This window comes from Pseudophaeobacter profundi, assembly GCF_029697505.1.
Lineage (GTDB): Bacteria > Pseudomonadota > Alphaproteobacteria > Rhodobacterales > Rhodobacteraceae > Pseudophaeobacter > Pseudophaeobacter profundi.
In genome coordinates this window covers 391909-415058 of the sequence record NZ_JARJEF010000003.1, presented here as the reverse complement: position 1 = coordinate 415058, position 23150 = coordinate 391909, and the positions used below count along the sequence as shown (strand labels likewise).

Genomic DNA, 23150 nt, shown 5'->3' with positions numbered 1-23150 from the left:
GTTAGATGCTCCCCTGTTGTTGCGCGCGGTTACGATCCACTGCGCTTATTTGATTGGTTTCTTTGGCATATCCGCTCTGCTCGGCTGATTGGGCCAGGCGCAGATAGGCAATGAGGCCGGTAAAGAGCCCAGCCGCCGCCAAGAGCGCCGATGTCACGATCTGGGCGTCGGTAAATCCGTCGGCGCTAAGCGCCAGGAAACCAAAGGCCCAGAACCCGGACCAGGATATAACGTTGATGATGGCGATAAGCTTCATCTGTCAGCTGTTCCTTTCATAGGCGCCAGATCGGCGCGGGCTGCGGCAGTTTGCGAAGGCTCTTGTCACGCCCCAACCCCTGTTGGGGGGGGGGGGCGCGTTATTGGTATCTGGGTCAGACCCGTTCGATAATCTTTTCGCCAAACAGACCCTGCGGACGGAAGACCAGGAACAGCAGCGCCAGAACATAGGCAAACCAGTTCTCGGTGGCACCGCCCACCATGGGGCCAATGGCAAATTCAAAGAGCTTTTCGCCGACGCCGATGATCAGGCCACCCACGATGGCACCGGGGATCGAGGTAAAGCCGCCCAGCATCAGCACTGGCAAGGCCTTGAGCGCGATCAGCGACAACGAGAACTGCACGCCTGATTTGGTTCCCCAGACGATCCCGGCAACCAGCGCGACAAACCCCGCAACCGACCAGACCAGAACCCAGATGAAGTTCAACGATATGCCAACCGACAGGGCCGCCTGGTGATCATCCGCAACAGCCCGCATGGCACGGCCCTGTTTGGTATATTGGGCAAACAGCACCAGCCCCGCCACCAAGAGCGCCGCAATCACGGTGGCCACGATATCCAGCTGGTCGATAAAGAAGCCGTAGAAGTTATCCGAACCAAGGCCCGCTGTCATATCTTCGATCCAGAAGGATCCACCCTGCGGCAGGCCCACGTCCAGTTTCTTGATCTCGGATCCCCACATCAGGTCAGAAAACCCTTCAAGGAAATAGGCCAGACCAATGGTCGCCATGAACAGGATGATCGGCTCCTGCCCCACCAGATGGCGCATCACGATACGTTGCACCAGCCAGGCAAAGATCACCATCACCCCAACCGTCAGTGCAATCGCCAGCAGTGCCGGCACATGCCAGCCAAAGTGGTGCACCTCGGTGCCAAACATCGCGTTGATGATATGGCTGAAGGGCACCTGCCCTTCCATGATGCCCACCAGGGTCATCGCCGCAAACAGGGCCATCACACCTTGGGCATAATTGAAAATGCCAGAGGCCTTGTAGATCAGAACAAAGCCCAGCGCCACGAGCGCATAAAGCACCCCGGCCATCAGCCCGTTAAAGAAGACTTCGGTTGCAAAAAGAAACTGGTCAGACATCAGTCGCTCTCCTCATATCTGTCAGAACTCTAGTCATGTGCCACCCCCAGATAGGCGTCGATCACATCCTGATTGTTGCGCACTTCATCCGGGGTGCCGTCGCCAATCTTTTTGCCGTAGTCCATCACCACCACGCGGTCGGACAGATCCATGACCACACCCATGTCGTGTTCGATCAGGGCAATGGTGGTGCCGAATTCGTCATTCACATCCAGAATAAAGCGGGACATGTCCTCTTTTTCCTCGACGTTCATGCCCGCCATGGGTTCATCCAGCAGCAACAGCTTTGGCTCTGCCGCCAGGGCGCGGGCCAGTTCGACCCGCTTTTTCAAACCATAGGGCAGACGCGCCACCGGGGTTTTGCGGATGTGCTGGATTTCAAGAAAGTCGATGACCTTCTCCACCACTTCACGGTTGGCGGTTTCTTCGCGCTCGGCCTGGCCTTTCCAGAAGGCCTGCCGCAGCAGCCCCGTTTTCATATAGTTGAGCCGCCCGGTCATCACGTTGTCCAATACGGTCATGCCTTCAAACAGGGCAATGTTCTGGAAGGTACGCGCGATACCCTGCTGCGCCACCTCATAGGGGCGCATCTGCGGGCGTGGCTTGCCATGAAATTCAACCGTGCCCTCTTGCGGCACATAAAAGCCAGAGATCACGTTCAGCATCGAGGACTTGCCAGCCCCGTTGGGGCCGATGATGGCACGAATTTCGCCTTGGCGGATATCAAACGAAATATCCTTGATCGCCACCACACCGCCAAAGCGCAGGGTGATGTTTTTCATTTCCATCACCACGCCGCCAATGGTGCGACCATCTTCAGTGACATAGCTATCGGATTGGTCAAGCATGTGCGACGCCTCCAGTGATCTGCCAACCCAAATTGTTAACCATTTTAGGGGACAGTTGAGAAAGATGAGTAGCAAGGAGTTCCCTGCAATGTTTAGCGAGTTCGAGCACACCTGCCTGTTGAAGATGGCGCTTGAGTGTCGACGCGACGGCCTGTCTCAATCTGAAAGCTGCGCCGCCATAAAGTCGCGCACCGGCGATTTCAGCGCAGCCTTCATGATCCGCCAGGTGGTGCATACCGCCTTCCATCCCGAACGCCGTCCCGACCTGGTCTAAGACCCGGTCAAAGGGTTCGAAACGGGCAATGTGCCGGGGGGAATGCAAGCGGATCATTCTGCCGCCACCCTGTGCTGCGCCGTCGGGGCAAGCGTGGCATCCATGATCGTAAGCGTTGCGCTGATCGCGCCCTTGCGGCCATCTTCATAAGTGACTTCGGTGGTGGTCGAGATCTCGCTTGATCCGTCATAAAGCGCGGTAATGATATCGTCGAACTTCTCTTCGACGATACGGCGGCGCACCTTGCGGGTCCGGGTCATCTCCCCGTCATCCGCATCCAGTTCCTTATGCAGCACCACAAAGCGATGCACCTGACAGCCCGACAGCATCGGATCTGCGGCAACCGATTTGTTCACCTCGGCGACATGTTCCTGAATAGAGGCCAGCACCTTGGGGTGGCCTGCCAGTTCCTGATAAGAGGCATAGGCAATATTGTTGCGCTCTGCCCAGTTGCCCACCGCCGAAAGGTCGATATTGATAAAGGCAACGCAGCGGTCCTTGCCATTGCCAAAGAGAACCGCCTCCAGAATATCGGGATAGAACTTCAGCTTGTTCTCGACAAACTTGGGGGCGAACATGCCGCCATCAGCCATCTTACCCACATCCTTGGCCCGGTCGATGATGCGCAGATGGCCGGTTTCTTCTTCAAAAAAGCCCGCATCCCCGGTGGCAACCCAGCCTTCTGGGTCTTTGGTGTCAGCTGTGCTTTCGGGGTTTTTGTAGTATTCCACAAAGGTCCCGGGTGAACGGTAGAAGATTTCGCCATTGTCAGCGATACGGATCTCCACATCCGGTGCCGGCACCCCAACCGTATCGGCGCGCACTTCGCCATCGGGCTGCACGGTGATGAAAACGGTGGCTTCGGTCTGACCATACAGCTGTTTGAGGTTGATCCCCAGCGAGCGGTAGAATTCAAAAATCTCGGGGCCGATTGCCTCGCCCGCCGTATAGCCGACGCGCACATTGCCAAAGCCCAGCGTATCTTTCAGCGGGCCATAGACCATCACGTTGCCCAGCGCATATTTCAACCGGTCCATCAAGCCGACAGGCTTGCCATCCAGAATGCTGGGGCCAACCCGTTTGGCATGGTCCATAAAGTAGTGGAACATCTTGCGCTTGAAATTGCCCGCGTCTTCCATGCGGATCATCACATTGGTCAGCTGGGTTTCAAACACCCGCGGTGGCGCAAAGTAATAGCTGGGGCCGATCTCGCGCAGATCGGTCATCATGGTCTCCGGGCTTTCCGGGCAGTTGACGCAGAAGCCTGACCAATAGGCCTGACCAATTGAGAAAATGAAATCGCCAACCCAGGCCATTGGCAGATAGGCGAGGATCTCGTCGCTCTGTTTCAGCTTGTCAAATTCGCAAGCGTTCTTTGCGCTTTCGATGATATTGCGGTTGGACAGCACCACGCCCTTGGGCTTGCCGGTGGTGCCCGACGTATATAGCATCACGCAGGTGCTGTCATAGGTCAGCGCGGCGCGGCGCGCCTGCAGTTCGTTGATCCATTCATCATGGGCGGCACGGCCCTGATCCTGCACATGGGCATATTCATGCAGGGTGCTGTGGTCGTATTTGCGCAGGCCGCGTGGATCAAGATAGATAAGGTGTTCAAACTGGTGCAACTGGTCCTGCACCTCGATCACCTTGTCGACCTGTTCCTGATCAGCCGCAATCACAAAGCGGGCACCGCAGTGATCCAGCACATAGGCCATCTCTTCTGCATTGGCGTCCTGATACAGCGGCACCGGAATGGCACCGACGGACTGCGCCGCCACCATGGACCAGTACAGATAGGGGCGATTGCCACCGATGATGGCGATGAAATCACCCTCATTGACGCCAAGATTGATCAAACCCAGCGCCAGGGCCTCGATCTCCTTGGCGGTTTCCGCCCAGGTCCAGCACTGCCAAATGCCAAATTCTTTTTCCCGGTAGGCCGGTTTATCACCGAATTCCGAAACGTTGCGTTCAAGCAGCGCCGGCAGGGAGAGTTTCCCCGCAGCGCCTGACTGCATCTGAGCCAATGTCTTTCTCCTCCCATTCCGGCCTCCCCCGGCCGGCGATCGCTGTCACACGATTCTATTCCCAGTTTGGGACTGGCTCATGCTAGCGGGTCAAGTTTTTCGTGAAGTTTTCACAAATCTTACGAATTGTAACAGGCCAAAGACGGGCCCGGATTTCAGCCTTTGCCGCGCCCCGTTTTACCGCCCCCCCTTTGCCAACGCCGCCTGCAATGATAGCCAAGGTACGGGAGAGTGCCATGAACCGAGCAGACAAGACCTACGCCGCAATGACCAGCGCCGGGCTGAACCTGATTGCCCAGGCGATTTCGATATATGACAGCGAGTTGCGCCTGGCGGTGTGCAACAGCCGCTTTCAAGAGATGTTCAACCTGCCCGACGCCCTGGTCACCCCCGGCGCCCGGTTCGAAGATACCATTCGCCATATCGCCTCCAGCGGTGAATATGGTCCGGTGGATGACATTGAAGAACTTGTGGCAGTACGCGTAAATCAAGCCCTTGATTTTGAACCACACTACCTGGAACGCACCCGCGCCAACGGGCAGGTCATCTCGATCGAGGGGGCGCCCCTGCCGCAGGGCGGCTGGGTGGCGGTCTACACCGATATCAGCCGCGCCAAACGGGTCGAACAGCTGCTGCGCGCCCGATCCGAAGAAATGTCAGACCGGCTTATCGCCCATACCGAAGAACTTTCAGCAACCAACCGAGAGCTGGCAGCTACCAATAACGCGCTGGAAGAGGCCAAGCGGCAATTGACGGAAATAGAGGGGCGCACCCGGCTGACCACCGAAATGATGCCCGCCCATATCGCCCATGTCGATGCCGATGGCTACTACACCTATACCAACCGGCGGCTGAGCTCGGTGTTTCCAAGCCGACCCTCTGATATTTTGGAAATGCACATCTCGGATGCGCTGGGGGACCAGGCCTTTGCCAAGATCGAACCGCACCTGCGCGCGGCCTATCAAGGCGGCAGCCCGGTGTTTGAATTCACCGAAGCCCATGACAGCCGCCGCATCCGGGTGGCCTTTACCCCGGATCAAAGCGGCGGCGTCTATATCCTGTCGATGGATGTCACCGAGGAAACCCAGGCCCGCGTTGCCCTGCAACAGGCGCGGCGCCGCGAAATGGCGGCGCAGATGACATCAGGTCTGGCGCATGACTTTTCCAACCTCCTGACCATCATTCTGGGGATGCAGGGCAAGCTGGGTAAAATGGACCTGCCCCCCCAGGGACAAGAGATGGTGCGCGGCACGCTTGCGGCGGCGCGGCGCGGCGGGCGACTGCTGAACCGGATTGCAGAGATGACAGGCCAGCGCAGCCTGCGCCCGCAGGCGACCAACATGCACGCGCTCTTGGCTGAACTGAAAATCCTCGCCACCCCGTCGTTGCCCCAGGGCATGGGGTTGAGCGTGCTGGACAATACCCCTGATGTGCTCTTCCTGCTGGACGCAGGGAAGCTGCAGGATGCGTTGTTGAACCTGATTCTGAACGCCCGCGATGCCTGCGGCGTCAACGGCCAGATTACCGTCAGCGCCCATAGCATTGGCCAGATCTGGCTTGAAATCAGCGTCACCGATACCGGTCCCGGCTTTTCTAACACGGCGCTGAAAGAGGCGCTCAACCCGTTTTTCACTACAAAAGGCAGCGAAGGATCGGGGCTGGGGCTGCCAATGGTATATGATATGGCCAAATCCGCCGGCGGCGATATGCGCGTTGGCAATACCGTGTCAGGCGCCAATGTCACCCTGCGCCTGCCCTACCGGCTTGCCCCGGATTGCCGGGGCGGCCTGGCGCTCTTGGTTGAAGACAACGAAGAGCTACGCTCTACCTTTCGTGACATGCTGATTGATCTTGGCTATTCGGTGATCGAAGCCACCAGCGTCGACGAAGCCTGCGCCCTGGCAGCAGACCTGCCCGATATCACGCTGGTCCTGTCGGACGTCAAACTAGAGGGCGAGGCCACCGGCATTGATCTGGCGCAACGCCTGAAGGGCACCGGTCTGCCAATTGTGTTGATGACCTCGCTGCTGCCCAGTGATCCGCAGTTCCGTATCGCGCTAAAGACTGGACCCGTGCTGCAAAAACCCTTTACCACACAGCAACTGTCCGCCCTTATCACCCCGGAGACCCCAGCATGACCGCGCCTCTTGTCACGATCCTGGATGATGAGCCCGAGATCCGGCAGATCCTTACCGACTGCCTGCAAGAGGCGGGGTTTCGCACTCAGAGTTTTTCCCGTGCCCGCGAATTTGAAGCCTCGCTGAAGCGGGTGACGCCGGATGTTTGCCTGGTGGATCTGTCGCTGCCCGATGTGGACGGGCTGACGCTGGTGCATCGGCTGGCGCTGGAACAGGGGGCGGCGGTGATCATCATCTCAGGCCGGGCACAGGTGCAGGATCGCGTCACCGGGCTGGAACTGGGGGCCGATGACTATATCACCAAACCCTTTGACCCCACAGAAGTGGTGGCCCGCATTCGCGCCCGCCTACGCTCTGGCCCGCGCAGCCAACCGACCAGCGGCAATACCGCCAGATTTGCCGGCTGGACCGCGCATTTCGACCGCTACATGCTAGAGGATGACGCCGGCACCGAGGTACCGTTTTCCCATGCCGAAGGCGAGGTGCTGCGGCTGTTTCTTGATAGTCCCAAACGGCTGATTTCACGCGCTCAGATGCAAGAAAGCCTGGGCGGCGGTGCTGGGGACAGTTTTGACCGGGCCATGGATGTTCGGGTGTCCCGACTGCGCACCAAACTGCGTGAAGATCCAAAAAACCCCCGTCTTATCAAGACAATATATGGCGCGGGCTATATTTTTCTTGGTGATGTCACCTGGGCCTGACCCCAGCAAACCGGGGGCAGATGCCGGGGGAAAAGATACTGCCTGCCCCCTCTTGCTCGCGCGATTCGCTCTGGTATAGAATCGGTGTATGGCCACCTGTCTGCTCTATACTCAAACCCAAAACCGTCGGTCCCGGTTTTACCGGATCGAATTGGCGTTGAACCTGTTTTCAGAAGTCTCGGTGCTCAGGGAATGGGGCTTTGCCGGCAGCAATGGCCAATGCGCCATCAACAACTATGACAACCTGCGCGAGGCCTCTCTGGCTGCAGACAGGCACCGCAATAGAATGTTGAAACGCGGCTACGCCCGCAGCTGATTCCCGCGCCACGGCCAACCCAAATCCGTCTGGACCGCGCTACAGCGACAGCGCCGCCTGGTGCAAAACCTCCAACCCCTTAACCAGATCTTCCTCTTTGGTGTCTTCGTCAAAGGCGTGGCTGATGCCGCCGATCGAGGGCACAAACAACATCGCCGTCGGCATCACCCGCGCCATATTGGCCGCATCATGCAGGGCACCCGAGGGCAGATCGCGCCATTTTCCGGGTGCCTGGTCCTCGGCCGCCTGACGCAGCGCTGCCTTCAGATGCGGATCCATGGCGGCCGGCTCAATGCCGCCCACCGTGCCCAGCTCTACGGTGACGCCGCGCTCCTGGGCGATCTCTGCTGCTACCGCGCGCATGATTTCTTCCAGCGCCAATAGCAGCGCCGGGTCACCGTCGCGCCACTGCAGCGCAAAACGCACAGTGCCCGGCACCACCGAAGAGGCATTGGGGCTGAGTTCCGCATGACCAAGGGTCCAGACCGTTGTCGATGTGGCCACCTCGGCAAAGCGCTGGTTGATCCGCTGGTTGAAATCGCACAGTGCCTGAAAGGCATCCTGGCGCAGCGCCATTGGCGTGGTCCCGGCATGGTTCTGCCGCCCATTGATCACGATACGCAGCTCGCGGATGCCGACAATGTCGCTGACCACGCCAACCTGATCGCCCGAGACATCCATGCCAGGCCCCTGTTCGATATGCATCTCGATAAAGCCGGTGAACATGTCATAGGGCAGAAAATCCTTGGCGCGCCCAGACATGCGGGCGCGGGCCGTGCTCAGCACCACCCCGCCGGTATCGGTCAACTGGTCTGCCTCTGCCAGAGACACGTTTCCGGTCCAGACATCGGACCCGGTCAGAATGCCAAAGCGCCCCTCTTCATCCTGGAAGTTCACGACTGAAATTGGCGGCCCGCCCGCCTCCTTGGCCGCCCGGGCGATTTCCAGCCCAGCCACCACACCCAGGGCACCATCCAGCCAGCCGCCTTCCGGTTGGCTATCGCTATGCGATCCAATCAGCAGGGATTTTTCGCCGGCCAGCCCAAAGCAATTGCCAATAGGGTCCAGGTGAACCGTTAGCCCGGCCTCTTCCATCCGTCCGGCCAACCAGCGCCGGGCCGCAATATCCACAGCACTATAGGCTGGGCGCACAACGCCTTTTCCCTGACCAGAGGCACCAAAAGACCGCAGGCGGTGCAGATCATCAAGAAAGCGGTCGCAATTCAGGCTCATAGGATTCTCTCTATCTTGAACTGTTTCCGGAACAGCGCCGGTCGTCGCGCATTCTGCGCTGCCCCTTTCACTTTCATGGGCATTGTCACAGTGCAATGTCCAAGAGCCGGAGAAAAGCCATTTACCCTTGGATGCGACATTATTACTAAATCGAACATTTTTCTGCAAATTCGGGCCCGCCGGCCCCTGAGAATTATCACGCTTCCAAAAAATTTCGCCCGTGCCAAACCCTCTCTTCCATGTCGGAGCCTGCTCCAATATGAAATTCAGGAACAGAATTGGAACGCGCTGCATGACACATATCACCCTGATCCGCCACGGGCAGGCCAATACCGAGGCCCGCGATGAGGCAAGCTATGACCGGCTGAGCGCGCTGGGTCACCAGCAAGCGGCCTGGCTGGGCGACCACCTTGCCGAAACGGGCTCTCATCATCCAAGGATATATTGCGGCACCCTGACCCGACATATCGAAACCGCCACCGCGATGGGCTGCCAAGAGGTGATCCAGGATCCCCGCCTCAACGAGATGGAATATTTCACCATGGCCCAGGCGATGGAGCAGCAATTTAACCTGCCGATCCCGCAGGAACGCGAGGGCTTTATCGAGCATCTGCCAAAGGTGTTCCAAGCCTGGGCCGCCAATAAAATCGACGCCCCGCCCGAAAGTTGGCAGGCCTTTGAACAGCGCACCCAGCAGGTGCTGAGCGACATTGCCGAGGGCGACGGCCCGGCACTGGTGGTGACCTCGGGGGGCTTCATCTCGATGGCGATGCGTCAGGCCATGGGGCTGGATACCAACGGCATGGCCCGCGTTGCGCTGGCAATCATGAATACCTCTATGCACCGACTGTTTCCCATCGGCGGCCATCTCAGCCCCGTCTTGTTCAACGCGGTGCCGCATCTGGATAGCACTGAACGTCAATACGCCCAGACCCACCTGTAGCCCCACGCCTGCCCCAACCAAGACCCTGCCAGGAGATCAGACATGCAGCTTTACTACGCCCCCGGCACCATCTCGATCGCCGTCGCCATCGCCCTGGAAGAAGCCGGGCTTGAGTATGAGGCGATCAAGGTCGACTTTGCCAGCAAAGAACAGCAGACCCCAGGCTATGCCCAGATCAACCCAAAGGCCCGCGTACCCGCGCTGGCTGTTGAGGGCGGCATCCTGACCGAAACCGGGGCGCTGCTGGATTATATTGCCGATCTGGCCCCCCAGTCGAACCTGCGCCCCAGTGACCCGTTGCTGGCCGCCCGCATGCGCGAGGTGATGTATTACATTGCCTCTACAATGCATGTGAACCACGCCCACAAAATGCGCGGCAGCCGCTGGGCCAGCAAGACCTCCAGCTACAAGGACATGCAGGCCAAGGTGCCCGAAACCATGGCGGCCTCTTGTGCTTATATCTGCCAGTTTGGCCTGCGTGGTCCCTATGTGCTGGGCGACACAGTCAGCCTTGCAGACTGCTATCTTTATGTGGTCTGCACCTGGCTTGCAGGCGACGGCGTAGATCTGACAAACTTCGCCAAAATCCAATCCTTCATGTCGGCCATGCAACAGCGCGCCTCGGTGCGCGCGGTGCAGGCCAAGGGAATGCTGTAAAGGACACGCAATGACACATCTCTGGGTTCGGGCTGAACAGCGCCCCAATGAAGACCGCACCGGGCTAACCCCGGAAGGCGCCAAGGCGCTGCTAGACGCAGGCATCAAGGTCACGATCGAAGAAAGCTCGGTACGGGCCATTCCGCTGCAGGGGTATCGTGATGCAGGCTGCGCCATCGCAGCTGAAAATTCCTGGCCCACTGCCCCGGCGGATGCAATCATCTTTGGCCTGAAAGAACTGCCCGAGGACGGCACCCCGCTACCGCATCGCCACATCATGTTTGGTCACGCCTTCAAGGGCCAACATTCCGGCAAGGCCCTGCTGGACCGTTTTGCGGCGGGCGGTGGCACGCTGTATGATCTGGAATATCTGGTGGATGAAGCCGGTCGCCGGGTGGCTGCTTTTGGATACTGGGCGGGCTATGCCGGTGCTGCGGTGACGCTGAAAACCTGGTGCGCCCAGAAGCGCGGCGAGATCTGCGGTCCCGTCGGCGTCTATCCCGGCAAGGATGCGCTGCTGGCGGAATTGAGCGCCGAGCTGAAAGCGGTGCAGGCGGATGTGCCCTCTGCAATTGTCATCGGCGCCATGGGCCGCGTTGGCACCGGCGCGGCTGATCTTTGCGAGGCGATGGGCATCACAGTCACCAAATGGGACATGGCAGAAACCGCAAGCGGCGGACCCTTCCCCGAAATTCTGAACCATGATCTGTTTCTCAACTGTATCTTTGCCCGCCCCGGCACCCCGGTCTTTGTACCGCAAGAGGCCCTGACAGCGGATCGCAAGCTCAGCGCGATTGGCGATGTCGCCTGCGACCCCGACAGCGATTACAACCCGGTCCCCGTTTACAGCCAGGCCACCAGCTGGGACGCCCCGGCGCTGCGGGTGGCAACTGATCCGGTGATGGATGTGATGGCGATCGACAATCTGCCCTCGATGCTGCCGGTTGAAAGCTCGCAGGACTATGCAGCCCAACTGCTGCCCTCGCTGCTGACGCTGGACGATCTGAAGGCCGGTGTCTGGGGCCGGGCGGAAGCAACCTTCCGCGAATTTGTACCCGCCTGATGGAGCTATACCTTGGATATACTGCGGCGCTGATGGGCACTGTCTGCTGGCTACCGCAGGCCTGGAAAGCCTGGGCAAGCCGCGATACCTCTGGCCTGTCGCTATCTGCCAACCTTATGTTTTTGCTCACAGTGGGCCTGTGGTTCTGCTACGGAATCATGGTAGGGGACTGGCCGATCATCATTGCCAATTTCTGCGCCATTCTGATTGTGGTCAGCATCGTTCTGGCCAAACTGCGCTATAAATAACGGAGAACTCACATGACTATTCACTGGTGTGGCACCGGCCTTTCGGCCATTCCCGGTCTGCGTCGCCTGCTGGAAGCGGGCCACGATGTCGCCGTTTGGAACCGGACAACCGACAAAGCCCGCGAAGCTGTGGGCGACCTCACCTCCAATATCCATGCCTTTGACATCGACGCCCTGGGCGCATTGCTCAGCCCGGCAGATGTTGTCATTTCGATGCTGCCCGGCGATTTCCATGTACAGCTGGCCGAACTGGCGATTTCCAAGCAGGCGCATTTTGTTTCGTCGTCCTATATCGCCCCCGAGATGCGCGCCCTGGATGACAAGGCCCGCGCGGCCGGCGTTGCCTTGGTCAACGAGGTCGGCCTTGACCCGGGCATCGACCATCTGATGGCCCATGCGCTGGTGGGTGATTACAAGGCCTCGGCCGCCTTTGACGCCAGCAATGAGATCAGCTTTCTGTCCTATTGCGGCGGGATCCCCAAGATCCCCAACCCCTTCCGCTATAAGTTCAGCTGGTCGCCCCTGGGCGTGTTGAAAGCGCTGCGTTCACCGTCCAAATCCATCCGCGATTTCAAGGAACTGGAGGTCGCGCGCCCCTGGGATGCGATCTCGACCTACCACGCCCCCCTGCCCGACGCCGAAAGCTTCGAAGTCTACCCCAACCGCGACTCGCTGCCCTTTGTTGGCCAGTACCACTTTGGCACTGATTGGCAGATCAAGGAGTTCGTGCGCGGCACCCTGCGCCTGAACGGCTGGAGCATAGCCTGGGCAGATGTCTTCAAGGAAGTCGAAACCCTGGAAGGCGCGGCAGGCGATGCCCGGCTCAAGGAAATGTCGGATCAGTTCTGGGATGAAAACGCCTATGACGAAGGCGAACCTGACCGGGTGGTGATGTGTGTCGAACTCAAGGCCGAACAGGCGGGCAAGACAGTCTGGCACAAGACCTATGTGATGGATGCCTGGGGCGATGATCGCGGCACCGCCATGGCGCGTCTCGTGTCCTTCCCGGTCTCCTATGCCATCGAGGCCGTGATGAATGGAAAAATCGCCCCCGGCGTTCACGCCGCCCCCAGCGATCCCGCCCTGGTCGAGGACTGGATGGGAAAGATCGCCCAGCTGGCGCAACATCTTGAAGTCAAAAACCGCCTCGCCTGATAGCGGCAATGGCCATGCGAATACCTTGGGCCCGCACAAGCGGGCCCTTTTTCTTGCCCGATCGCCACGATTTCAGCCTGCAATGCGCGCCATGTTTTAACGGCCGATAACATCGCCTTCGACGTCGACCACCGCAATCCCCAGCGCGTCCAGACCCGCTTCCAGATTGTCCGCCAAATGGGGGGTGCCAATCAGGTATTCCACTGTCGGGGTGGTGGCTTCGGTCCGTGCCGTCTCGATGGCCTCTTCTAGCTCTTCGGCTTCAAAACTCCCTCGGCCAATCCACATGATCGCAGTCAGCTCGGCCTGCTCATCCTCGCCAAGCCGCTCAATAAAAGCCCGCAGTTCACCTTCTGCGCGCCCCAGTTCCCGCGCCATCAGTGCCACCTGTGCCACCTTGCGTGTTGAAATTTCCAGCATCGCCTACCTCCTTCTGTTCGCCGCTTACCCCATCAAACAGGAGCGCAGGATAAGGGTCTTTGATCTGAGGCAAGTAAAGCACCTTGCCCCATCAATCTGCGTCTGGGCTCACAGGCTCCTGTCCGAAGATTTCGAGCCCCTTGCTGCGCCCGCGCAGATGCACCGCAGGCAGGGCAATCCATCCCTCGCGCGCGGGCTCTGCTGCAGCAGCCTCAAGCACCGCAGCCGAGGCAATAACACCAACGCCCGCAGTTTTGGTCAGCTCTTCCAGTCGCGCTGCCGTATTCACTGTATCGCCAAAAACGGAATACTCCAAACGCTCGGCAGAACCGACAACACCCGAAAAAACATCCCCAAGGTGGAGGCCAATTCCGACCCGCACTTCATTTTGGCCACTGGCGCGTCGCTCAGCGCCCCAGTCCCCAAGCTCTCGGAGCAAGGCCTCAACGCAATTCAGCGCTTCGCGACCGGCATTTTCGCCATCAAACAAGATCATCGCCGCGTCGCCGATAAACTTGTCAATCATCCCACCGTGATTGCCAACCGCCAGATGCACCCGCCTGCGAAACTCGCTGATATAGGCGCCAACCTCTTCCGGAGCACGCCCTTCAGACCAACGGGTGAAGCCGCGAATATCCACAAACATCACCGCCATCTCATGCTGCTTGCCACGGCGCAGCTCGCTCAGCCCGCCGTCGGCCAGCCGATCCGCCAACTGCGCGGGCAGATAGCGGGTCAGGTTGGCACGGGCCTGTGCATCTATGATGGAACTGTGCAGCAGCTTGCGCGTCCGGTAGGCCACCGCAATCAGCACAACGCCCCCCAAGGCGATCATGGTGATCCGCACCACATTTGGTGGCAGCATGACAAGATCTTTCACCCGGTTGGTCACATAGGGGGTAATCGCCTCGGGTTGCCACAGGGTCAGGTAGGCAAGCCCGGCAACCGTCAAGGTGACGCAATAGGTCTGCAGATAGGGATTAAAGCGCAGCACTGAAAAAGCCAGAATCACCGGCACCAGCCAAGTCGGGGGGAGCAGAAAGGTCAGCTCTCCGGGCAGACCGGTATTGATCAACCCGGCCCAGGTGTTCACCAGCATGAAGGCACAGTCCAGCGTGACGGCCGGCCAGACCATCCAACTGCGAAACCGCCCGGAACTCGCCAGCCAGAACGCCACTGCGCCCAACAGGAAATAGGAAATCAGGGTGCAGAAGGCCAAAATCCACTGCATCCGCAGATAGGGCTGCGTGTAGCCTGCATCTCCTTTGACAGCAAAAACAAAGGCAAACAGCAGACAGAAGGCCACGCCGATCCGCAGCAGGGCAACCAGCCGTTCGACTTCCACCTCGGCTTTGCGCAGCAGAGCGCCATCAAGTGTCTCGTGCGTCACGTCTCTTTTGCCCCCAGCGGTACAACATTGATTGTCGGCTCTGCCGGGATCTCTTCAAAATCAAAATTGTCCAGCCGCTGTGCCCGCCGCCCGGCCTTCTCGGCGCTGATCTTGATCTCGGCAATATCCTTGGCCGCCTGGCCAAAATGGCGATCCAGATTGCCGACGCGATCCCCCAGCCGTTCGACATCCCGGTGCAGATGCCCCAGTTCGGCACGGATGGCCCCCGCCTGTTCGCGCATGCGGGCATCCTTTAGAATGGCGCGCATGGTGTTCAGCGTCGCCATGCAGGTCGTGGGGGATACAATCCAGACCCGCGCGGCAAATCCCTCGCGCACCACCCCAGAGAAATTTGCGTGCAGTTCGGCATAAACGGCCTCTGAGGGCAGAAACATCAGCGCCCCCTCGGCGGTTTCGCCCTCGATGATATATTTCTGCGAAATCGCCGTGATATGCGCCCGCAACGCCGCCTTCATCTGCCGGATGGCATAGGCTTTTTCATCGCGGCTCTCGGCGCGGTGCAGCGCTTCATAGGGTTCCAGCGGGAATTTGGAATCGATCACGATCGGGCCCGGCGGGTTGGGCAGATGCACCAGGCAATCGGCGCGTTTGCCGTTGCTTAGGGTCGCCTGCATGGTGTAGCTGCCCGCCGGCAGCGCCTTGGACACGATGTCATTCAGCTGGATTTCCCCAAAGGCGCCGCGGGTCTGCTTGTTTGACAGGATATCCTGCAGCGACAGCACATCGCCTGACAGTTTGGTGATATTGTCCTGTGCCCTGTCGATCGCCGCCAGCCGTTCCTGCAACTGGGTCAGCGAGGTCGCGGTGCGCTTGCTGCTGCCATGCAGGCTTTCTTGCATACGTTCCTGCATTTCAGCCATGGCCTGGGCCTGCCGCAGTGCATTTTCAGCCAGCCGGTCGTTCATATGCTGCTGCACATCATTCAGGCGCGTCTCAACGGTTTGTACCATCTGCAGCTGCGCGGTGGCCTGGCTGTCGGACACATGCTGCACCCCGCCGCGCAGCTGCTGCACCGATTGGCCCAGCTGGTTCATATGCTGCGCCAGCGGGGCAACAGCCCGCGCCGCTCGCGCGGAACTGCGCAGCGACAGCAGCAACAACAGCAGCAACACCGTGGCAAAGCCAAGTCCCAGCAAAATCAGAAGCCCGACTTCATTCATCGCCTGAACGGCCTGCTCCATGCCCTCCATCAACTGCGCCCAAACAGCCGTTCGATATCGGCCAACTTCAGCTCGACATAGGTGGGGCGACCGTGATTGCACTGGCCGGAATGCGGCGTGGCCTCCATCTCTCGCAACAAGGCGTTCATTTCCTCGCCGCGCATCCGCCGCCCCGACCGGATAGAGCCGTGGCAGGCAACCCGGCTCAGGATGGCCTCCAGACGCGCCTGCACCAGTTGGCTTTCGCCCTGGTCGTCCAGCTCATCCAGGATATCCTTGACCATGGCCTCGGCATTGACCTCGCCCAGGATGGCCGGGGTTTCGCGCACCGCAAGGGCAGATCCGCCAAAGGCTTCGATGGTCAGGCCGAACTGTTGCAGCGCCTCGGCATGGGCCAAGATGCGGGCACAGTCATTGCTTCCAAGTTCGACAATTTCCGGGATCAGCAGCGCCTGCGCCGCGACGCCGTTATGCGCCATCTGTTTCTTCAGCTTTTCATAGACCAGCCGTTCATGGGCCGCGTGCTGATCGACGATGACCATACCGTCCTCGGTCTGAGCGATTATGTAGTTTTCGTGCACCTGCCCGCGTGCCGCCCCCAGCGGCAGATGCTCGGCCCCGGGCGCGCTGCCCTCGGGCGCATCCAACATCGGCCCCGGGGCCTCCTCGGTCACGCGACCGCTGTAATCGCCCTGCAGCTCGGCAAAGCCCTGGGCGGCGGGTGGCGGCGCGGTAAATGCAGGGCTGAAACCTGGGCTCTGCCCCGCATAGGACGCACTGCGCGCCCCCATGGAAGGCCGGTCCATCTGATACACCCGCGGGGCACCCGTGGCGGTTGGCGCTTCGGGGCGCATCGCCCCAAGGGTCGCACCGGCCACAGTGGTCGAAGCCCGATGCCCCGCCTCTGCCAGGGCATGCCGCAGGGCGGATACGATCAACCCGCGCGCCAGACCGGGGTCGCGAAATCGCACCTCGGATTTTGCGGGATGGACGTTCACATCCACCAAGGTCGGATCGCAATCAATAAACAGGGCCGCCGCCGGGTGGCGATCCCGGCTGAGAAAATCAAAATAGGCCCCCCGCAACGCGCCCGTTAGCATCTTGTCCTTCACCGGTCGGCTGTTCACAAACAGAAACTGCGCCACCGCCGCGCCGCGTGAATAGGTCGGCAGCGCCGCATAGCCAAACAGGCGAATGCCATCGCGGCTGGCATCGATACGCAGCGCGTTTTCGCCAAATTCGCGCCCCAGCACCGAGGCCAGCCGCCCGTGCAGCGCATCAAACAGATCGCCAGTCAGTGGGTCAGCGCGAAAGGTCACCCGGCCCTCGCCGCCGCCCGAGACATCGCGCAGGGTGAACCCCACCGAAGGTTCCGCCATGGCCAGCCGCTTAATCACATCGCCAATGGCCTGGGATTCGGCGCGATCCGTGCGCATGAACTTCAGCCGGGCCGGCGTGGCATAAAACAGATCGCTCAGCTCGACGATGGTGCCCGCGCGCAGAGCCGCCGGGCGCACCGGTTCCATCTTGCCGCCAGAAACCTTGATCTGTGCTGCCTCATGCCCTGCCGCCCGGCTGGTGATGGTAAGTCGCCCCACCGCGCCCAAACTGGGCAGCGCCTCGCCGCGAAAGCCAAAGGTGTGGATATTGAGCAGGTCTGATCCGTCGATTTTTGAGGTGGCATGGCGCGACAGCGCCAGCGGCAGATCCTCGGGCGTCATGCCGCAGCCATCATCCGTCACCCGGATCAGGGTCTTGCCGCCATCGGCAATATCTATGGTGATCCGCCGCGCCCCTGCATCAATGGCGTTTTCAACCAGTTCCTTCACCGCCGAGGCAGGACGTTCCACCACCTCGCCGGCGGCAATACGGTTGATGGCGCTGTCATCCAGCTGGCGAATGGTGGGGCGCTGGGAATCGCTGATATGGGGGTTCTGCGTGTTCATACCGCTAAATTTAGCAGCTTCACGCGATTCTGCCACCGCTTGTGTTGTAAATTCCGAACAAGAGGGGAACAAAATTGCATACCGCAGGCTGCGGGGATTTTTCCCCTGCCTGCGGCACTATTCACACCCCGGCCGGGGCACCTGCGCGGCTGCGGCAGGGGCCGCATTTGGCGGTCACGGCAAGGACGCCCCCCGAAACTGTGGCGATCATTCCGGCGGTGCTGACCGCGTCCTGCCCGCCCAACCACAGCGGGCCATAGCCCGCAAGAACATAGCCGAGCACCGCCGCCAGCACCGCAAATCCCACGCTCCAGCCGATCTGGGCTTCCAGCCGATTGGTCATCATCCGCGCCGAGGCCGCCGGGCAAATGAACATGGCAATGACAATAATGGACCCCACCGCATCAAAGGCCGCAACCGCCGCAACGGCTGCGGTGATCACCAGGCCCAGGCCCAGCAGATTGGTGCGAATGCCCATGGTACGGGCAAAGCCCTCATCAAAGGTGGAAATCTTCAGCGCCCGCCAGAACAGTGCGATGAACAGGCAGACACCCGCCAGCGTCAGGGCCATGCGGGGCAGCTCTACCGGCAGATAGCGCAGCGCCTGCGGATCCAGCAGCGACCTCCAGCCCGTGGCATCCAGCCAAATCAGGCTTTCCAGATTGCCATAAAGCGCATGTTCCACATCCAGATGCACCGCCGAGGTATCGCTCTGTTCCAGCAACAAGACCCCAAAGGCAAACATGGTGGTAAAGACAACCCCCATGGCAGCGCCCGGTTCAATCCGGCCCAGACGGCGAATGGCTTCGATCAGCACCACCGCAACCAACGCCGCACCCGCCGCGCCCAGCATCATCGGCCAGGCAGCGATCATGCCCGTCAGCAGAAAGGCCACCACGATGCCAGGCAGCACCACATGGCTGATGGCATCGCCGATCAGGGCCTGACGGCGCAGCAACAGGAAATTCCCCGGCAACGCGCAGGCCACAGCGGCAAACACGCCAATCAGCATCGGTGTCAGGGACAGGGGGACAAATTCTTCGCCGCTCATGACAGCACCTCACGCGGACCGTCAATTCTACGGTCGATTTCTTGGATTTGATCCACGGTCAGCACCGTTTCAATATCGCGCAGCCCATCATAGAGCGCCGCTGCGGCCTCTTGCGTGACGTCACCGCGCACCACTTCCCAACGCCTTTCGTCGCGCAGCGCCTTGGCGGCGCGGGCCCGGCCCTTGGCGGTGGCAACCCCATCCGCCCGCAGCAGGCCAGCCCGGCGCAGCAACCGCAGGGTCAGGCTCTCATAAATGGCCTGTCCCTGGGCCAGCGCCAGCAGGCCCTGACGCAGGTGCACGCGCCGCTGGAACCGCATATGGCGCAGCATCGCCGCCAGTACGCCGCGGTTAGGCGCCAACAACAGCGAGAGCGCAAAGAGTGCAAAGCTTACCAAAACGATGATCGGGCCAGTTGGCAAATTCGGGGCCGAGGCAGAAAGCGCCGCGCCGATATAGGCCGCAATACCGCCAAACAGCCCAGCCAGCAGCACCACGCGATCGGATCGCTCGGACCAGAACCGCGCGGTGACGGCAGGGATGATCAACAGCGCCACGATCAGGATCAGCCCGACAATCTTTAGCCCGACAACGGTCACCGCCATGACCAGCCCCATCATCAGCAGGTCGATCCGGTCTACCGGCAGGCCACGTGCCGCGGCATATTCCGGGTCAAAAGCCACCAATGTCATAGGCCGACGGGTCAGCAGCACCAAGAGCAGCGTCACCGCCCCACCCGCAGCGATCACCAGCGCGTCGCTGTAAAGCATCCCGGCGGTAGAGCCGAGCAGGAACCCTTCAAGCCCGGCCTGTCGGCCCACCCCCAGCGTCTGGATCACGGTCAGCAGAACAATGCCAAAACCAAAAAACACCGACAGCACGGCGCCAATGGCCGCATCTTCCGCCAGGCGGGTATTGCGGGTCAGCCAGTTCATGCACCAAAGGCCGATACCGGCAGAAACGGCGGACCCCAACAACAGCCCCGCCAGATTGCGTCCATCGCCGCCTGCCAGGGCCATCAGCAAAAAGGCTATGCAGACCCCAGGCAGGGTGGCATGGCTCACCGCGTCGGAAACCAGCGCCCTTTTGCGCAGAAACAAGAAGGTGCCGGTGATCCCGGCTGCCGTCCCCAAGAGGGCCGCCCCGATGGCCACCAACGTGGCATTATAGCCAAGCTGCAGGGTAAGTGCGTCCAGTAGCATGATCTGTTCCTCTAGCCCCGCGCCAGCTGGTCAATCTGCGTCGCTGCCAGACGGCCGCCATAGGCCACCTGCAAGCTTTCTTCGCTGAAGGCCTCAGCAACCGGGCCTTCGGCGACGCGGCGGGTATTGATCAAGAAGACATTGTCAAAATATTCCGCCACCGTGGCCAGGTCGTGATGTACCACAACCACGGTCTTGCCAGCCGCCCGCAGGGATTTCAGCACAGAAATAATGGCCTTTTCCGTTGCTGCATCGACCCCAGCAAAGGGTTCATCCAACAGGTAAAGATCAGCGCCCTGCGCCAGGGCACGGGCCAGAAACACCCGCTGTTGCTGGCCGCCGGACAGCTGGCCAATCTGGCGGGTCGCAAAATCCGCCATGCCAACACGGGACAGACAGTCCAGCGCCCTGGCCCGGTGATTGCCCTTGATCCGGCCCAACAGGCCCAGCTCACGATAGAGCCCCATCAGAACCACATCAATCACCCGTGTCGGGAAATCCCAGTCCACGCTGGCGCGCTGCGGTACATAGGCGATACGGGCACGCTGTTCGGCCAACGGTCGGCCAAAGATCGTCACTCGGCCCGAAATCGGCGCAACAATGCCAAGTGCGGCTTTCAGCAGGGTGGATTTCCCCGCCCCATTGGGGCCAATGATGGCGGTCATCTGCCCTGGCTCTACCGTCATATCAACGGAAAACACCGCTGGCTTTTCACCATAGCTGACGGTGAGACCACGCACGGCCAGTGGGCTTTGGGCGATTTTGGCATCCTGGTCCAGCCCGGCAACCACGCGGTTTTCAATTAGGCTATTTGCTGCATCCAATGACATATTACAGCCCCGCCGACAGTTTGCTATCCATACCGCGCGCCGGGATTTCGGCCCCCAAGGCAGTGGCGATGGTGGTGATATTGTGATCGAGCATTCCCAGATAGGTGCCTTCATAGCTGCCATCTGCCCCCATCGCATCCGAGAACAGCTCGCCTCCGATGCTCACCGTATGACCCTGGGCCGCCGCGCCTTCGATCAGCGCACGCATAGAGCGGTCCGAAACCGAGCTTTCGACAAAGACCGCCTTGATATCGCGGGCAACCAGCAGATCGACCAGTTCGCCAATACGGTTCAGCCCGGCCTCTGACTGGGTCGAAATGCCCTGAATGCCCAGAACCTCATACCCGTAGTCACGGCCAAAATAGCCAAAGGCGTCATGGGCCGTCAGCAAGACACGATTGTTTTCCGGCACCTTGGCCAGTGCTTCGGTGCCATAGGCGATCAGGCGATCCAGTTCAGCCAGATGCGCCTGGGCATTGGCGGCAAACAGCTCGGCCGATTGTGGACGGGCTGTTGTCAAGACCGCGCGCACCTCTTCCACCACCAGCTTCCACAGGGCCGGAGACATCCAGACATGCGGGTCATATTTGTCAGCATAGTCGTCGTGGCTGCGCAGCAGATCCTTGGGCAGCCCCTCGGCCACTGCCACCACCGGGCGCTTGCGGGTCAGATCGTGAAAGAATTCCTGCATCTGGGCCTCCAGATACAGCCCATGCCAAAGCACCAGATCGGCGCGGGTCATGGCCACGATATCGCTACGGGTCTGGCGATAGGCATGGGGATCAACCCCCGGCCCCATCAGCGCTTTGACCTCCACCTCGGCACCGCCAATCTGGCGCGCTGCATCGGCAATCATACCGGTCGTCGCCACAACTTTCAGTGGCGCGTCCGCCTGGGCCCGGCCCGCCACCAATGGCAGAGCAAGAAGCATCATCAGGCCCAACAGGGCAACATTTCTCAAACGCACAGGCTCACGCCTCCTCTAGATAGATTTGAAGTGAATATGCGAATGATTCTCAACTTAGTCAACGCAATTGCGACTTATTCGCAAAAAAACATGTCGATCTTGTCCAATGGAGTAAAATACCAACAGCCCAGCCCCGGCTTGCTTGCCAAGATGCCGCACCCGTGCGACTTTTGCGCGGAACTCTGTTGAGGATCCCCGGAATGGAAAGCCAAACCTTGGAACACACGACCCCGCTGGCCCTGGCCCAGGAACCGCGCAACCCCGGTATGGCGCTTGACCTTGATTGGGTCGCCAGCGTGCAGGCCAATACATCTGCAATTGAACGCCGCTGCGCCACGTTGCCCGCACGGCGCAGCGTGAAAAAGGACTATCAGGCTGCCTGGTTGCTGAAAGCGATCACCTGCATCGACCTGACCACCCTGTCCGGGGATGACACCGACGACCGGGTGCGCCGTCTTTGTGCCAAGGCCCGTCAACCGCTGCGTCCCGATCTGTTGCAGGCCCTGAACATGGGGCCGATCACCACCGGCGCGATCTGTGTCTACCATGACATGATCCCGGCCGCAGTGACCGCGCTGGAGGGCACCAACATTCCCGTCGCCGCAGTGTCCACCGGGTTTCCCGCCGGGCTGTCGCCCTTTCACCTGCGCCTTGCCGAGATCACCGAAAGCGTCAAGGCAGGTGCCCGTGAAATCGACATCGTGATTTCGCGCCGTCACGTGCTGTCGGGTAACTGGCAGGCGCTTTATGATGAAATGCAGGCCTTTCGCATGGCCTGCGGTGAGGCCCATGTAAAGGCGATCCTGGCCACCGGAGAGCTGGGATCGCTGCGCAACGTGGCGCGGGCCTCATTGATCTGCATGATGGCGGGGGCCGATTTCATCAAGACCTCAACCGGCAAGGAAAGCGTCAACGCCACCCTACCCGTCAGCCTGGTGATGATCCGCGCCATCCGCGACTATTACCACCGCACCGGTTTCCGGGTTGGCTACAAGCCGGCCGGCGGTATCTCCAAGGCAAAAGACGCGCTGGTCTATCTGTCCCTGATCAAGGAAGAACTTGGAAATCACTGGCTTCAGCCGGATCTGTTCCGCTTTGGCGCGTCATCGCTGTTGAATGACATCGAGCGCCAATTGGAACATCATGTCACCGGGGCCTATTCGGCCAGCTACCGCCATGCGCTGGCCTGATCA

The 23150-nt window shown here is 60.3% G+C and carries 23 protein-coding genes; 10 read left to right on the top strand and 13 right to left on the bottom strand.

Annotation, left to right across the window (positions count from 1 at the left end; all coding sequences use genetic code 11):
* Position 1 precedes the first annotated feature (1 nt).
* The 3 genes from P2081_RS07920 to P2081_RS07910 form a co-directional block, all read right to left on the bottom strand.
* Positions 2 to 256, bottom strand: coding sequence for a hypothetical protein (locus P2081_RS07920; protein ID WP_278922325.1), 255 nt, complete (start codon positions 254 to 256; stop codon positions 2 to 4).
* Between the two features lie 115 nt (positions 257 to 371).
* The gene (locus P2081_RS07915; RefSeq protein ID WP_278922324.1) at positions 372 to 1367 is read right to left on the bottom strand and encodes a branched-chain amino acid ABC transporter permease; all 996 of its coding nucleotides are present in this window, start codon (positions 1365 to 1367) and stop codon (positions 372 to 374) included.
* 29 nt (positions 1368 to 1396) lie between these two features.
* Positions 1397 to 2215 carry an ABC transporter ATP-binding protein gene (locus P2081_RS07910; protein ID WP_278922323.1) on the bottom strand — a complete coding sequence of 273 codons (819 nt, stop codon included), beginning with the start codon at positions 2213 to 2215 and terminating at the stop codon, positions 1397 to 1399.
* Positions 2216 to 2303: 88 nt separating this feature from the next.
* Here P2081_RS07910 and P2081_RS07905 point away from each other — a divergent pair, with 88 nt between their 5' ends.
* Complete coding sequence (locus tag P2081_RS07905) at positions 2304 to 2489, top strand: hypothetical protein (RefSeq protein ID WP_278922322.1); 186 nt, start codon at positions 2304 to 2306, stop codon at positions 2487 to 2489.
* A 53-nt stretch (positions 2490 to 2542) separates the two neighbouring features.
* On the opposite strand, the gene P2081_RS07900 is transcribed toward P2081_RS07905, so the two are convergent.
* Positions 2543 to 4507: an AMP-binding protein gene (locus P2081_RS07900; RefSeq protein WP_278922360.1), complete on the bottom strand. Its 1965-nt coding sequence runs from the start codon at positions 4505 to 4507 to the stop codon at positions 2543 to 2545.
* A 245-nt stretch (positions 4508 to 4752) separates the two neighbouring features.
* Between P2081_RS07900 and P2081_RS07895 the strand changes: the two genes are divergently transcribed.
* From P2081_RS07895 to P2081_RS07885, 3 genes are all read left to right on the top strand, one after another.
* Positions 4753 to 6654: a hybrid sensor histidine kinase/response regulator gene (locus P2081_RS07895; RefSeq protein ID WP_278922321.1), complete on the top strand. Its 1902-nt coding sequence runs from the start codon at positions 4753 to 4755 to the stop codon at positions 6652 to 6654.
* Positions 6651 to 7355 (top strand): response regulator transcription factor, encoded by a 705-nt coding sequence (locus P2081_RS07890; RefSeq protein WP_278922320.1) that lies wholly within the window; start codon positions 6651 to 6653, stop codon positions 7353 to 7355. The genes P2081_RS07895 and P2081_RS07890 overlap by 4 nt, the downstream gene beginning before the upstream one ends.
* 88 nt (positions 7356 to 7443) lie before the next feature.
* A complete protein-coding gene (locus tag P2081_RS07885) occupies positions 7444 to 7671 on the top strand; it encodes a WGR domain-containing protein (RefSeq protein ID WP_278922319.1) in 228 nt (75 codons plus the stop codon).
* A 39-nt stretch (positions 7672 to 7710) separates the two neighbouring features.
* Here P2081_RS07885 and P2081_RS07880 read toward each other — a convergent pair whose 3' ends face one another.
* On the bottom strand, positions 7711 to 8904 hold the full coding sequence (locus tag P2081_RS07880; protein WP_278922318.1) for a hydantoinase/carbamoylase family amidase: 1194 nt from the start codon (positions 8902 to 8904) through the stop codon (positions 7711 to 7713).
* Between the two features lie 292 nt (positions 8905 to 9196).
* Here P2081_RS07880 and P2081_RS07875 point away from each other — a divergent pair, with 292 nt between their 5' ends.
* The 5 genes from P2081_RS07875 to P2081_RS07855 are packed head-to-tail and all read left to right on the top strand — an operon-like array spanning position 9197 to position 12970.
* A complete protein-coding gene (locus tag P2081_RS07875; protein WP_278922317.1) occupies positions 9197 to 9847 on the top strand; it encodes a histidine phosphatase family protein in 651 nt (216 codons plus the stop codon).
* A gap of 42 nt (positions 9848 to 9889) precedes the next feature.
* Entirely contained in the window at positions 9890 to 10504 is a 615-nt protein-coding gene (locus tag P2081_RS07870) for a glutathione S-transferase family protein (protein WP_278922316.1), read from the top strand.
* A gap of 10 nt (positions 10505 to 10514) precedes the next feature.
* A complete protein-coding gene (locus tag P2081_RS07865; RefSeq protein WP_278922315.1) occupies positions 10515 to 11567 on the top strand; it encodes a saccharopine dehydrogenase in 1053 nt (350 codons plus the stop codon).
* On the top strand, positions 11567 to 11815 hold the full coding sequence (locus P2081_RS07860) for a SemiSWEET family sugar transporter (RefSeq protein ID WP_232401181.1): 249 nt from the start codon (positions 11567 to 11569) through the stop codon (positions 11813 to 11815). Before P2081_RS07865 ends, P2081_RS07860 begins: the two co-directional genes overlap by 1 nt.
* 12 nt (positions 11816 to 11827) lie before the next feature.
* A complete protein-coding gene (locus P2081_RS07855) occupies positions 11828 to 12970 on the top strand; it encodes a saccharopine dehydrogenase family protein (RefSeq protein WP_278922314.1) in 1143 nt (380 codons plus the stop codon).
* Between the two features lie 96 nt (positions 12971 to 13066).
* On the opposite strand, the gene P2081_RS07850 is transcribed toward P2081_RS07855, so the two are convergent.
* The 8 genes from P2081_RS07850 to P2081_RS07815 all read right to left on the bottom strand — a co-directional run bounded on the left by P2081_RS07850 (position 13067) and on the right by P2081_RS07815 (position 21924).
* On the bottom strand, positions 13067 to 13390 hold the full coding sequence (locus P2081_RS07850) for a DUF3775 domain-containing protein (RefSeq protein WP_278922313.1): 324 nt from the start codon (positions 13388 to 13390) through the stop codon (positions 13067 to 13069).
* A 91-nt stretch (positions 13391 to 13481) separates the two neighbouring features.
* Positions 13482 to 14780, bottom strand: coding sequence for an adenylate/guanylate cyclase domain-containing protein (locus P2081_RS07845; RefSeq protein WP_278922312.1), 1299 nt, complete (start codon positions 14778 to 14780; stop codon positions 13482 to 13484).
* Positions 14777 to 15991, bottom strand: a complete 1215-nt coding sequence (locus P2081_RS07840; RefSeq protein ID WP_278922311.1) for a DNA recombination protein RmuC — start codon at positions 15989 to 15991, stop codon at positions 14777 to 14779. The genes P2081_RS07845 and P2081_RS07840 overlap by 4 nt, the downstream gene beginning before the upstream one ends.
* Positions 15991 to 17907 carry a DNA mismatch repair endonuclease MutL gene (mutL, locus tag P2081_RS07835; protein ID WP_278922310.1) on the bottom strand — a complete coding sequence of 639 codons (1917 nt, stop codon included), beginning with the start codon at positions 17905 to 17907 and terminating at the stop codon, positions 15991 to 15993. The genes P2081_RS07840 and mutL overlap by 1 nt, the downstream gene beginning before the upstream one ends.
* Before the next feature lie 121 nt (positions 17908 to 18028).
* Positions 18029 to 18958 (bottom strand): metal ABC transporter permease, encoded by a 930-nt coding sequence (locus P2081_RS07830; protein ID WP_278922309.1) that lies wholly within the window; start codon positions 18956 to 18958, stop codon positions 18029 to 18031.
* Complete coding sequence (locus P2081_RS07825) at positions 18955 to 20160, bottom strand: metal ABC transporter permease (RefSeq protein ID WP_278922308.1); 1206 nt, start codon at positions 20158 to 20160, stop codon at positions 18955 to 18957. The genes P2081_RS07830 and P2081_RS07825 overlap by 4 nt, the downstream gene beginning before the upstream one ends.
* A gap of 11 nt (positions 20161 to 20171) precedes the next feature.
* Complete coding sequence (locus tag P2081_RS07820; protein WP_278922307.1) at positions 20172 to 20990, bottom strand: metal ABC transporter ATP-binding protein; 819 nt, start codon at positions 20988 to 20990, stop codon at positions 20172 to 20174.
* Between the two features lies 1 nt (position 20991).
* A complete protein-coding gene (locus P2081_RS07815) occupies positions 20992 to 21924 on the bottom strand; it encodes a metal ABC transporter solute-binding protein, Zn/Mn family (protein WP_278922359.1) in 933 nt (310 codons plus the stop codon).
* 233 nt (positions 21925 to 22157) lie between these two features.
* On the opposite strand from P2081_RS07815, the gene deoC reads away from it, so the two are divergent.
* Entirely contained in the window at positions 22158 to 23147 is a 990-nt protein-coding gene (gene deoC, locus P2081_RS07810) for a deoxyribose-phosphate aldolase (RefSeq protein WP_278922306.1), read from the top strand.
* Positions 23148 to 23150: the final 3 nt, after the last annotated feature.

Excerpts from the sequence above, each read along its gene's own strand:
- P2081_RS07920 (WP_278922325.1), bottom strand. The coding sequence starts at position 256 with ATGAAGCTTATCGCCATCATCAACGTTATATCCTGGTCCGGGTTCTGG.
- P2081_RS07915 (WP_278922324.1), bottom strand. The coding sequence starts at position 1,367 with ATGTCTGACCAGTTTCTTTTTGCAACCGAAGTCTTCTTTAACGGGCTG.
- P2081_RS07910 (WP_278922323.1), bottom strand. The coding sequence starts at position 2,215 with ATGCTTGACCAATCCGATAGCTATGTCACTGAAGATGGTCGCACCATT.
- P2081_RS07905 (WP_278922322.1), top strand. The coding sequence starts at position 2,304 with ATGTTTAGCGAGTTCGAGCACACCTGCCTGTTGAAGATGGCGCTTGAG.
- P2081_RS07900 (WP_278922360.1), bottom strand. The coding sequence starts at position 4,507 with ATGCAGTCAGGCGCTGCGGGGAAACTCTCCCTGCCGGCGCTGCTTGAA.
- P2081_RS07895 (WP_278922321.1), top strand. The coding sequence starts at position 4,753 with ATGAACCGAGCAGACAAGACCTACGCCGCAATGACCAGCGCCGGGCTG.
- P2081_RS07890 (WP_278922320.1), top strand. The coding sequence starts at position 6,651 with ATGACCGCGCCTCTTGTCACGATCCTGGATGATGAGCCCGAGATCCGG.
- P2081_RS07885 (WP_278922319.1), top strand. The coding sequence starts at position 7,444 with ATGGCCACCTGTCTGCTCTATACTCAAACCCAAAACCGTCGGTCCCGG.
- P2081_RS07880 (WP_278922318.1), bottom strand. The coding sequence starts at position 8,904 with ATGAGCCTGAATTGCGACCGCTTTCTTGATGATCTGCACCGCCTGCGG.
- P2081_RS07875 (WP_278922317.1), top strand. The coding sequence starts at position 9,197 with ATGACACATATCACCCTGATCCGCCACGGGCAGGCCAATACCGAGGCC.
- P2081_RS07870 (WP_278922316.1), top strand. The coding sequence starts at position 9,890 with ATGCAGCTTTACTACGCCCCCGGCACCATCTCGATCGCCGTCGCCATC.
- P2081_RS07865 (WP_278922315.1), top strand. The coding sequence starts at position 10,515 with ATGACACATCTCTGGGTTCGGGCTGAACAGCGCCCCAATGAAGACCGC.
- P2081_RS07860 (WP_232401181.1), top strand. The coding sequence starts at position 11,567 with ATGGAGCTATACCTTGGATATACTGCGGCGCTGATGGGCACTGTCTGC.
- P2081_RS07855 (WP_278922314.1), top strand. The coding sequence starts at position 11,828 with ATGACTATTCACTGGTGTGGCACCGGCCTTTCGGCCATTCCCGGTCTG.
- P2081_RS07850 (WP_278922313.1), bottom strand. The coding sequence starts at position 13,390 with ATGCTGGAAATTTCAACACGCAAGGTGGCACAGGTGGCACTGATGGCG.
- P2081_RS07840 (WP_278922311.1), bottom strand. The coding sequence starts at position 15,991 with ATGGAGGGCATGGAGCAGGCCGTTCAGGCGATGAATGAAGTCGGGCTT.
- mutL (WP_278922310.1), bottom strand. The coding sequence starts at position 17,907 with ATGAACACGCAGAACCCCCATATCAGCGATTCCCAGCGCCCCACCATT.
- P2081_RS07830 (WP_278922309.1), bottom strand. The coding sequence starts at position 18,958 with ATGAGCGGCGAAGAATTTGTCCCCCTGTCCCTGACACCGATGCTGATT.
- P2081_RS07825 (WP_278922308.1), bottom strand. The coding sequence starts at position 20,160 with ATGCTACTGGACGCACTTACCCTGCAGCTTGGCTATAATGCCACGTTG.
- P2081_RS07820 (WP_278922307.1), bottom strand. The coding sequence starts at position 20,990 with ATGTCATTGGATGCAGCAAATAGCCTAATTGAAAACCGCGTGGTTGCC.
- P2081_RS07815 (WP_278922359.1), bottom strand. The coding sequence starts at position 21,924 with ATGATGCTTCTTGCTCTGCCATTGGTGGCGGGCCGGGCCCAGGCGGAC.
- deoC (WP_278922306.1), top strand. The coding sequence starts at position 22,158 with ATGGAAAGCCAAACCTTGGAACACACGACCCCGCTGGCCCTGGCCCAG.